The organism is Nitrospirota bacterium, assembly GCA_040754395.1.
In the GTDB taxonomy this organism is placed as follows: Bacteria; Nitrospirota; Thermodesulfovibrionia; order Thermodesulfovibrionales; family SM23-35; genus JBFMCL01.
In genome coordinates, this window is record JBFMCL010000004.1 from 72,388 (window position 1) to 82,857 (window position 10,470).

13 protein-coding genes are annotated in these 10,470 nt (G+C 43.7%); 3 read left to right on the forward strand and 10 right to left on the reverse strand.

Annotation, left to right across the window (positions count from 1 at the left end; translation table 11 throughout):
* Positions 1-119 precede the first annotated feature (119 nt).
* Positions 120-548 (reverse strand): hypothetical protein, encoded by a 429-nt coding sequence (locus AB1552_03240; GenBank protein ID MEW6052792.1) that lies wholly within the window; start codon positions 546-548, stop codon positions 120-122.
* Positions 549-667: 119 nt separating this feature from the next.
* Between AB1552_03240 and AB1552_03245 the strand changes: the two genes are divergently transcribed.
* The gene (locus AB1552_03245) at positions 668-1,615 is read left to right on the forward strand and encodes a DUF523 and DUF1722 domain-containing protein (protein MEW6052793.1); all 948 of its coding nucleotides are present in this window, start codon (positions 668-670) and stop codon (positions 1,613-1,615) included.
* 128 nt (positions 1,616-1,743) lie between these two features.
* Here the strand turns inward: AB1552_03245 and AB1552_03250 are convergent, their stop codons facing one another.
* Positions 1,744-1,995 (reverse strand): hypothetical protein, encoded by a 252-nt coding sequence (locus AB1552_03250; protein ID MEW6052794.1) that lies wholly within the window; start codon positions 1,993-1,995, stop codon positions 1,744-1,746.
* 62 nt (positions 1,996-2,057) lie between these two features.
* On the opposite strand from AB1552_03250, the gene AB1552_03255 reads away from it, so the two are divergent.
* Complete coding sequence (locus AB1552_03255; GenBank protein MEW6052795.1) at positions 2,058-2,720, forward strand: hypothetical protein; 663 nt, start codon at positions 2,058-2,060, stop codon at positions 2,718-2,720.
* A gap of 33 nt (positions 2,721-2,753) precedes the next feature.
* Here AB1552_03255 and AB1552_03260 read toward each other — a convergent pair whose 3' ends face one another.
* Together AB1552_03260 and AB1552_03265 are read right to left on the reverse strand one after the other, a co-directional pair.
* The gene (locus tag AB1552_03260) at positions 2,754-3,815 is read right to left on the reverse strand and encodes a type IV pilus twitching motility protein PilT (GenBank protein ID MEW6052796.1); all 1,062 of its coding nucleotides are present in this window, start codon (positions 3,813-3,815) and stop codon (positions 2,754-2,756) included.
* Positions 3,803-4,894 carry a hypothetical protein gene (locus AB1552_03265; protein ID MEW6052797.1) on the reverse strand — a complete coding sequence of 364 codons (1,092 nt, stop codon included), beginning with the start codon at positions 4,892-4,894 and terminating at the stop codon, positions 3,803-3,805. Before AB1552_03265 ends, AB1552_03260 begins: the two co-directional genes overlap by 13 nt.
* A 184-nt stretch (positions 4,895-5,078) precedes the next feature.
* On the opposite strand from AB1552_03265, the gene AB1552_03270 reads away from it, so the two are divergent.
* Positions 5,079-5,972 (forward strand): peptidylprolyl isomerase, encoded by an 894-nt coding sequence (locus AB1552_03270; protein MEW6052798.1) that lies wholly within the window; start codon positions 5,079-5,081, stop codon positions 5,970-5,972.
* Positions 5,973-6,032: 60 nt separating this feature from the next.
* On the opposite strand, the gene AB1552_03275 is transcribed toward AB1552_03270, so the two are convergent.
* The 6 genes from AB1552_03275 to hpt all read right to left on the reverse strand — a co-directional run bounded on the left by AB1552_03275 (position 6,033) and on the right by hpt (position 10,448).
* Positions 6,033-7,187, reverse strand: a complete 1,155-nt coding sequence (locus AB1552_03275; protein ID MEW6052799.1) for an acyl-CoA dehydrogenase family protein — start codon at positions 7,185-7,187, stop codon at positions 6,033-6,035.
* 239 nt (positions 7,188-7,426) lie between these two features.
* Entirely contained in the window at positions 7,427-8,164 is a 738-nt protein-coding gene (locus AB1552_03280) for a PilZ domain-containing protein (protein ID MEW6052800.1), read from the reverse strand.
* 105 nt (positions 8,165-8,269) lie between these two features.
* Positions 8,270-8,599: a PilZ domain-containing protein gene (locus AB1552_03285; protein ID MEW6052801.1), complete on the reverse strand. Its 330-nt coding sequence runs from the start codon at positions 8,597-8,599 to the stop codon at positions 8,270-8,272.
* Between the two features lie 262 nt (positions 8,600-8,861).
* Positions 8,862-9,485, reverse strand: a complete 624-nt coding sequence (locus AB1552_03290; GenBank protein ID MEW6052802.1) for a response regulator transcription factor — start codon at positions 9,483-9,485, stop codon at positions 8,862-8,864.
* A 58-nt stretch (positions 9,486-9,543) separates the two neighbouring features.
* Positions 9,544-9,903 (reverse strand): 6-carboxytetrahydropterin synthase QueD, encoded by a 360-nt coding sequence (queD, locus tag AB1552_03295; GenBank protein ID MEW6052803.1) that lies wholly within the window; start codon positions 9,901-9,903, stop codon positions 9,544-9,546.
* Between the two features lie 23 nt (positions 9,904-9,926).
* The gene (gene hpt / locus AB1552_03300; protein ID MEW6052804.1) at positions 9,927-10,448 is read right to left on the reverse strand and encodes a hypoxanthine phosphoribosyltransferase; all 522 of its coding nucleotides are present in this window, start codon (positions 10,446-10,448) and stop codon (positions 9,927-9,929) included.
* Positions 10,449-10,470 lie beyond the last annotated feature (22 nt).

Sequence of the window (10,470 nt, forward strand, 5' to 3'; positions counted from 1 at the left end):
CCAGTAATCTACACGCTTTTCAGAATCATGTCAATGAATTATCAACGTTTCATCATATAATTTGTGATTATTGACCACCGATTGTCCGAGTGATGATTATCTGTACGCTGCTATTCATGTTATACTTTTTCCGAAGCCTTCTTGAGGTCAGAGAGAAAGGTTTTCGTCAGAGACCTCATTATTCCCACAGGAAGCAGAAATCCTGAAGCACTTGCAAGCAGTCCGGTAAACGTCTCCTTGCTCGTCACAAGGATTGCCTGTTCCTGTGTCTGGAAGAAGAATTCATGAAATGCAAAAAGGCCTTTCTTTTGCGCGGTCCAGACGACCCGGTCATACTTCCTGATTTCTTCAATCCTGATCCTGACGTTGATCGGAAACCAGAAGGGACGGAAACAGCATTTGATATCATTGCCACCTATAAGACATTCTGCCGCAGAATTCACATTCTGCAATACGGTATTCCAGTTCGTCCAGCAGGTCAGGTCTGTGAACGTATCCCATACTTTTTCCATAGGAGCATTGATCAATATCGTCTCTTTTATCATCATAGAAGTAACCAGATGAGCTCCTATATTGTAATTTTTTCCTTAACCTTATGGCTACCGGCTTTTCAGATTCCGGATTTTGCGCTTGCAACTATAAAGCATGCCTCTTAGAATAGTATAAAATGGAAAAAATCAGGATCGGCATCAGCTCTTGCCTGCTTGGAGAACATGTCCGTTACGACGGTGGGCACAAACGTGACCGCTATATCACGGATACGCTCGGCAAATATTTCTTGTGGACTCCGGTCTGCCCTGAAGTGGAATACGGCCTTCCTGTCCCAAGGGAAGCGATGCATCTCACCGGAGACCCGCAGGACCCTCGTCTTGTAACAGTCCGGACAGGGACAGATCACACGGACGGAATGCATAAATGGTCAGAGGCAAAACTGAAACAACTCGAAAAGGAAGATCTCTGCGGGTTTATATTTAAAAGCAAGTCACCGAGTTCAGGAATAGGAGGAGTGACAGTATACTCGGAAACCGGCACACCAGGCCGCAAGAGAGCCGGGATATTCGGGGGAGCATTTATCCGGAAATTTCCCCTTATCCCTGTAATTGACGACGGGCGCCTGCATGATCCGGGTCTCAGAGAGAATTTTATCGAAAAGGTCTTTGTCTACCAACGCTGGAAGGATTTTTTGCACAGCGGAAGCTCCATAAAAGATCTGGTTGCCTTTCACACAAAACACAAGCTTCTTATCATGTCCCACAGTCCAAAACACCTGAGTGCTCTGGGAAAACTCGCTGCAAGTGCAAAACACTATGAGCGGAAAGAACTTTTTCCCCGATATGTCAGTCTTCTCATGGAAAGCCTGCATCTTTTGGCCACGGTTAAGAAGAATACAAATGTCCTGCTGCATATTGCAGGCTATTTCAAAAAGGTACTTTCTCCGGATGAGAAAAAGGAACTGCTTGAGGTCATAGAGCACTATCATAAGGGGTTTGTTCCCCTGATAGTTCCTGTTGTGCTCATCAATCATTTTGTCAGAAAGTTCAATGAACCCTACCTCACACAACAGCTTTATCTCAACCTACATCCTGTGGAACTGATGCTCAGAAACCATGTGTAACTTTTGGAATTTCCATCGGGCACAATGTACAAAAGACGGGTATATGATACGGCTTTTGGTATTCACGGATACATGGTTGGCACATTTCTTTTATTCTGGACAGGCGATCAAATGACACGCATATTTCCTCAGATGAATGAAACCCTTCTGTCTGTGGGAGAAACAGCCTTATATCTTTTTCTCTCTATTTCTCTCGTCGCTGTCCCTTCAGCACTTGTGATATCATTGTTGTATTGGAAAGACTGGAAGCTTCTTATGCCTGGGATATGTTTGCTTGTGCTGTCCTTAGTAATTCTGTCAGTTGACCAGTCAGGCTTGCATATTGCCGCAATTTTATACGCACTTACGGCAACTGCTGCTTCTTCCGAGTGGTTCATCATACGCCGTCAAAAAGATTATGTTTACACGGACAAATCATCCTGAAGAATAGGAAGCGTGAGATATGCTCTTCTTGAAATACTTGCATCTTGCATTATACCTGTGGCTTGCGATTGTCTTAAGCGGATGCACACATGCAAAGAACATAAAAGACACGGAGGAATTGAAGCAGATCAGTGCCATCGGAAACAGTTCGGTGGTTTTTGGAAGGATACAATGGATTGAAGCCGGTGACGAGAAGCGAATTGGCAAGGGGATATTCAGGATGTCCCTTACTCCCCATCTTGTAAGATTGGAGGACAAAGCCAGAACAGTAACTGAAGTCGGCGAAAATGGCTTTTTCGTGTGGACTCTCCCTTCAGGCACATTTCTGATGAATAAAATAGCATATCGTGATCCTTGGTCAGGCAATTACTTATTCGTACCAAAGGTTGCCTTCACAGTCCCTGAAAATGGAAAAACCTACTATTTGGGAACATTAAAGGCCGAATTTTTTCCGAAAAGAGATGTAATAGGCGGGCTATCAGGATCGGTGAGATTCAGCACGTTTGATTCGGGAGAAACCGAGATTGCTGCTTTTCAGGAACATTTCGATGTGAAACACGAAAAGATCGAAAAATCCTTAATGGTACATGACTCCCGTCTGCCTCAAACATTTGAAACCACGTCAGAATTCGATCTTACGCTCAAGATAATCAATGCAGTGCTTTACGGACTGTCACCATGAGATTTGATACGCCTTGTTTTGAAAATGTCCGGATCAGCCCTGTTTCAAAAACCTTTCGAATGGCTTCTTGTCGTTTGCCTTCACATATGCCTCTTCCGGAGATACTACTTTCTGCATCATGAGTTCCATAATCGCCTGGTCAAGAAGCTGCATGCCATCTGCCTTTGCCATCTGTATCATGGAAGGTATCTGAAACGTCTTTCCCTCCCTGATAAGATTGGCAATCGCGACATTCACAAAAAGCAGTTCTATCGCGGCTATGCGCCCGGCCTTATCGGCTCTCTTCAGCAACTGCTGGGCAATAACTCCTTTCATCGATTCCGAAAGCATAGTTCGTATCTGTGCCTGCTGTCCCGCAGGAAACGCATCGATGACCCGGTCAACGGTTTTTGAAGCTGAACTCGTATGAAGAGTACCAAAGACGAGATGCCCTGTTTCAGCGGCAGTTATGGCAAGCTCAATCGTTTCCAGATCCCTCATCTCCCCGACGAGAATAACATCGGGGTCTTCCCTGAGCGCTGCGCGTAAGGCTGCCGCAAATGACCCCGTATGCGTGCTTACCTCCCGCTGGTTGACTAGACAACTTTTATTCTGATGGACGAATTCAATCGGATCTTCGATGGTCAGAATATGGTCTTTCCTGTTTCTGTTGATATAATCGATTATCGCAGCCAGAGTCGTGGATTTTCCGCTTCCCGTAGGTCCTGTCACAAGAACCAGCCCCCTGCTGAGATCTGCAAACCTCAGTACCTGCTTCGGAAGTCCAAGGTCTTCGACAGAAAGTATTGTGCTCGGGATTACCCTGAACACTGCACCAAAGCCCCTTTTCTGGAGAAAGAAATTTGCCCTGAACCTTGCAACAGATGGTATTTCATATGCAAAATCAAGGTCTTTCTCTTCAACGAACCGCTTCTTCTGGTCTTCCGTAAGCAGATCGAAAAGCAATTCTCTCAAGATTTCATTTGTCAGAACCTGAAAATTGATCTCCTCAAGTTCCCCGTGTCTTCTTATGAGTGGTTTTGCACCTACACTCATATGCAGATCACTGGCATTTTTTTCGATCATATACTGGAAAAACCTGTCTATTTTTGCCATATTCTGTGACCGTTTATTATTTTCTTGATTTCACTGGGAGAATAATTACCTTCCAACCGTCTATTAAAAACATATCCAAGTTCATTACATGACCTGCACCCCGATCCCCTGCAGGAACTGCACACTTCAGGAACCGGCATGCTGACATAAATGCTCATGAACTCTTCCGGCGCAGAATCCGGGATATACACTGTTTTGTCAGTGATCAGAGCACTGTGCTCACTGTGCTTCATTGAGAAAAAAAGATATCCGTAAACAGGTCTTTGTGACTGGAAAAACCCGGGCAGACGATGTGCTCTCATATCTGAAAATGTGAATTCCTCCGGAATGAACAAGCCAAAAGTCCCTATTACGGCGGGGAAACACACATTCTCATTCCTGTTCAACATGGGGAATACCGATAAAAACATCGTTGTGTCATTCAAATGGACTTCATACAAAAAGCCTATCCCCAGGGATTCGAACGATTCGAATACCTGTTCACTGGTATACGACTCGCTCAGAACCTCCATTTTTTTCAGAATTCCCAATCCGAATACATTTATCTCTGTATTGTTTTCGGTTGTGACAAAATCTATCCGGCAGAAAGAGGTTCCTTCCAGTCGCTCCAGAACTTTTTTAATACTGCTCATTAACGCAGGGATTCCTTTGCGCCTGAAAAACTCCATTAATATTTCTCTTATCTTCTCTCCGTTACCGGAGGAGAGCTTTATTTTTTTGCCAGAAAACTCCTCCATGGATTGAAAAACATCATTATTGAGAGGGTCATCCGTAGCAATCGCGATTTCATCATCAGTCTCATAAAGCGGCAATATTCTGTTTCTGGTAAGAAGTCCCTCGGAAAATCTGCTCATCAATTTCGTATCGAGAGCAATATTCTCGACTATCACGAACGGTATATCGAGTTGTTTGCTCAATACCCATTCAATATCATCACTGGTTATCTTTCCCAGCCTAATGAGCGTTTCCCCAATCCTGAGATTGAATTCTTTCTGGACCCGCAAGCCCTCTTCGAGGTCATCGCGCGTAATTTTTCCGTACTCTATCAGCAGTTCTCCGATACTCTTTTTCTTGAACACTGGGTTTTAACTCACTTACATTACTTTTATGTGATTATAGCAAAACAAGCGGTTCTTTCTCCCGGCCTTTCTTCCTGCGTCCTGTGCAGATAATGCATTAATATGCATTTGACTTTTAAAAATTTATTATGTTTATATAGCTCACCGTTCCGTATCTGAAATGAATTCATAAGGAGGAAATTATATGCGCAAGTACGGATGTATCGCAGTAATAGTATTCCTGATGACCATGTTTTTTCATGGTCAGACTGTGGCAAAGGAAAGTGATGTTGTTGCGAAAATCGGAGAGAAAAAAATTACCCTCGCTGACTTTGAGAGAATCCTTGGATATGTTGACACAGACAGACAGAAACTCTTTGAACAGAATCCTCAGTTGAAAGAGACGCTCCTGAATCAGATTGTGCAGAGCACTGTCATCTCTGATCTTGCCAGAAAGAAAGGTTTTGATAATAGGGCTGATGTGAAGGAACAGCTAAAGATCGTTACCGATAATTTTCTCGCAAATGAATATCTGAAAAGAGAGATCGCCAATAAGATAACTGTTTCCGAAAGTGAAATGAAATCGTATTATGAGGCCCATAAGGATGAGTTCAAAATACCGGAAATGGTAAAGGCGAGCCATATCCTGGTAAGACTGGATGCATCATCTCCTGAAGACGACAGGAAAAAAGCCAGAGAAAAAGCAGAGGATATTCTCAAAAAGATCAAGTCCGGAGAAGACTTTGCAAAACTTGCCTCAGAAATGTCTGAAGACCCGGGCTCGAAGACAAAGGGAGGTGATTTGGGGTTTTTTCCGAGAGGAAGGATGATAAAGCCTTTCGAGGAGATTGCCTTCTCTATGAAGCCCGGAGAAACAAGTAATGTGGTAGAGACACAATTCGGATACCATATCATTAGGGTTGAGGAGAAGAAGGAAGCGTCAGTTGAACCCTTTGATGCGGCAAAAGAACGGATCAATCAGAAGCTTTCACAGGATCAGATAAAAACAAAAGTTGCTGAATTTATTGAAAATACCATGAAAGATGCGGCGGTGGAGATGCATCCGGAAATTCTCACCGGAGAGGGAATAAGCAAGTAATTGTATAGTATTTTTGCTGCTTCTCAAGGAAGAAATAGCCCTGTTACACGGCACTCAGGGCTATTTCTTTGCTGCCTCACGTATTAAAGCCTGTCCGATGACATTCCTCTGTATCTGATTAGTCCCTTCATATATCTGCAGGATTTTGGCGTCTCTCATCATCTTCTCCACAGGGTACTCTCGCATGTATCCGGAGCCGCCCATAACCTGTACAGCATTCGTAGTAACCTTCATTGCCATATCCGTTGCAAATACCTTTGACATTGCGGAGACCTTCGAGATTTCTTTTGCCCCGTTATCGATATATCGCGCAACCGCATATACCAGCGCCCGTGCTGCCTCAATCTCTGTGGCCATGTCTGCAAGCATATGCTGAACTGCCTGAAAGCTGATTATGGGATGTCCGAACTGTATCCGCTGCCGTGCAAACTTCACCGCCTCTTCAAAAGCACCCTGCGCTATGCCGACCCCCTGCGCCCCAACACCGGCTCTTGCATGGTCGAGTGTTCTCATGGCAATGACAAACCCGAGTCCTTCCTTCCCGATAAGGTTTTCTTTCGGAATCCTGCAATTGTCGAATATCAGTTCTCTGGTCGAAGAGGCGCGTATCCCCATTTTTTTCTCTTTCTTCCCGAAAGTAAATCCCGGGGTATCTTTCTCAACAATAAACGCAGATGCTCCCCTGGCACCCTTGGCTTTGTCAGTTATGGCAATGAGCGTATAGATTTCAGCCTCTCCACCGTTGGTAATCCACTGTTTCGTCCCATTCAGTACGTATTCATTTCCATCGGGCTTTGCGGTTGTCTGTATTCCTGCCGCATCGCTGCCAGCATTGGCCTCTGTCAGACCGAAGGCAACCAGCCTTTTCCCTGAAGCGATATCAGAAAGATATTTATTCTTCTGTTCATCGGATCCGAAAAACAGCACCGGATATGTGCCAAGTGCGTTAGCCGCATATGTTGTTGCAACTCCAAGACATGCCCTTGACAGTTCTTCAACCGCAAGACACAAATCAAGACTCCCCTTCCCCAATCCCCCGTATTCCTCGGGGATAAAAAGCCCGAAAAGATCTGACTGGGCAAGCACCTTCATAATATCCCAGGGGAATTCCTCCTTCTCGTCAAGTTCCTCTCTGACAGGAACCACTTTTTCCTCCGCTATCTGTCGTGCAAGACCCCTTATTATTATCTGGTCTTCGGTCAAGAAGTAATCCATAAACATATCCTCCATTATCAGTATAAATTGAATTTCGTCTTATCGATTTCTCATCGTCATTGCATGAGAAAATAATTCTACCAAAAATGACGTAGTTTTTGCTGGAATCTCCCGGAATGAAAATACTTTGCCCGCTTCAAAGTACCATTTCTGACGGGTGTCCGCAATGATGACACAACAGGCAAGACGTATGTTATCTGATTACTGTCTCCTGTAACTGAATTTTGGGGGCTGTATCTCTATGTATGCGATTTCATGAGGAGAGAGAGGGCAGTTTCCAGGTATTCTTTTTCTTCTCCCTGGATGCCAAGCTCATCAAGGCTCAGGGAGAAATATTCCTTCGGCTCCTCTCTCCCTTTATTTTGAGACAGAGAATCAATGACATTTTGCATTGAATCCGGAATGCTCGTGAGTTTGATACCCACCCTGTAGGTTGTAGTATTGCCCTTTTTATCTCCCGGGCCGGCAATCAGCGTCGACCACACAATGTTTCCTTTGACAGGAAGTACCCTTCCCCCATGGTGCAGGTGAAACGTATATTCTCTGTTGATATCCAGTCTCCTGTCGGTTTCAAGAGATATGCCGCTCAGACTCATATCGAGTATTTTGATACAGTCAGCGATAGCCATTCTGCACACAACATCCTGATTGCGTATTCTGATTCTTTCGTGCATCCTGTGTTCTTTTGACAGCGTGATTTCCCGATCGCTTGTGAATTCAAGACCATTCTTGTAACAGATTTCGTCGTATTTATGACTCCATCGCACTACCGCAGGTATGTCTGTACCGATTGGGGTATTTTTTATGATGACACTTTGTCCGACTCTGAGTTGAGAAGCGGTTAAAAGACATAGTCCGAATTCATTTGCGTCCATAACAATACCATTGCAGGGTCTTTGTGAGCCAGGGGAAACAATGACATATTCTGTATTCTGGAATGCCAGTTTCCGGTTCTTTCTTCTTTTTCCGTCTTCCATAGAATTTTACTCCCCTGATTCCTATTGTATTCCCAATAGGAACAAAAAAAAATCCTACCGGGGTAGGAAAAAATTGAATCTGGGAAAAATCTGGATGCCGGATATTCAGAGATTCAGTCTCCCGTCGATTATCTTTAACCCTGTCATGGCTGTTGAGGTGACAGGATCATTGTAGACCCACATGACCTCTGCCTTTATCGAAGAACTTTGCACGCTCAGGTTCATGATATCGCCAACAGGAAGAGCGAGTTGACCGAAAATCCTTATACTGAACCCGCCGTCAGAAATATCAACCGTGTTTGCTTCAAGGAACTGTCCATTGTGGGAGAAAAGAAATGGTATCTCTTTCCTTATACGGTAGCCTTTTCTTTTCTCGGAACCGTGCTTCCCGCTGAAAATAATCCCGCAGAAGGGACATGGCTTGAAAGCCTCCACAGACGCAGTATATGCATCCTTTCTGCAACCCGGACATGTCAGCCGCAATATCAAATCATTTACCTCAAACCATGAATCTTTTGAATCTGTATTACCCCGCCAGCGGAATCCGCACGGGCAAAATCCCCGGAATATTTTATTTTCCTCAATTCCAGTAACTTGTACAAGAAATACTACAAAAGAAAGAATATTTCAATTACCCAAAAGAGTGAATTACTGTGATAAAAGTTTGAATAGTTATTAATACTTTTGTTTTAAAACCTCAGATATGACCAGGCCATATCTTGTGTGTGTAAAGGGCTAACTGAAGTCTGTCGGATACCCCGACTTTCTTGAATATTCTGTTACAGTGGGACTTTACCGTCTGTTCGCTGATATCCAGTTTCTGGGCTATCTCTTTGTTTCTGTATCCGTGGCATATAAGGGAGACTATTTCTTTCTCTTTTTTTGTAAGATCAATCTTCTTGTCGACAGTGTTCATATTGCAGAGGACATTTTTTATTAATTTGCGGTCGAGCCAGAGCTCACCGGAATAGACGACCTTCACGGCCTTTTTCAATACTGCTGCATCAGTATCAGGAGCAAGAATACCGTACACTCCCCTCAGAAGAAGTTCCGGGATATTCTTCTCTGCATCCGAAATCCATGATCTGTCGCATATGAGAAGTATTTTTGACTGGTTGCTGCTGTCGAAATCCTCCGGAAAGGAACGGAATATCTTGAAGTCGGCAAGGATAATATCGGGGTCCAGTTTCAGGATCTCGGAAATATCTATCCCTTCATCAAAAATACAGATTACGTCTATTTCTTTTTCTTCCCTGAAGAGTCTCTTGATTCCTTCTCCAAGGAGATAACTGTGACACCCTATGGCGATTCTGATATTCATTGGAATTTTATTATATTATAGCACTTTACATAACCTTTATTCATCTTCTACTTTCATTTTATTCCTCAAAATATGTCGCCGAGGCGTGTTCTGATTCCCAAACCGTGACCGCGGAAAGGCTGATATTATCATTATTCAGCTTCTTTTTAAGAGAATCATAAATCCATTTTGCGATGTTTTCAGAAGACGGGTTCTTCTCGGTGAAAGGGAATATTTCATTAAGATACCCGTGATCAAGCGGTGTCAACACCTCCTCAGTAAGTCTTTTAATCTCGTGGAAATCAATCGCGATGTCTATCTCATTCAGCTTTTCAGCAAGCACATACACCTGTATCTTCCAGTTGTGTCCGTGTAATTTTTCACATCGTCCTTTATACCCCCTGAGCTGGTGCGCTGAGGAAAAATGTTTTTCTATCATTAATTCGTACATTTGCGGTTAAATTATGCTTTTTTCTTGAATATCGATATATAGGGAAGATTTCTGAACTTGTTATCATAATCAAGACCATACCCGACCACAAACCTGTTCGGGATCTCAAATCCGACATAATCGAGAGGGATCTCAACTATTCTTCTCTCTTTTTTATCGAGAAATGTGCATATTCTGAGGCTTTTGGGAGATCTTGAGAGAATCCTTTCCCTTATATGATTGAGTGTCACCCCGGTATCAACAATATCCTCAATTAGGAGCACATCCCTGCCTGACATATCCTCCCGGACATCATAATAAACCTTCACCACTCCAGACGTATCAGTCTTTATGTAGCTTGACGCAATAATAAAGTCAATCGTCATGGGGACCTCTATAGATCTGACCAGATCTGTAAAAAACATGAACGCTCCCTTGAATATACCGACCGCAAGGATGTCCTTCCCCTTATAATCGCTGGATATCATGCTCCCGAGTTCACTGACCCGCGTCTGAATCTGACGTGTCGTAAGCAGAGGTTTTCCCACTATCATATCGTTTCTCCTCATCAGCGGA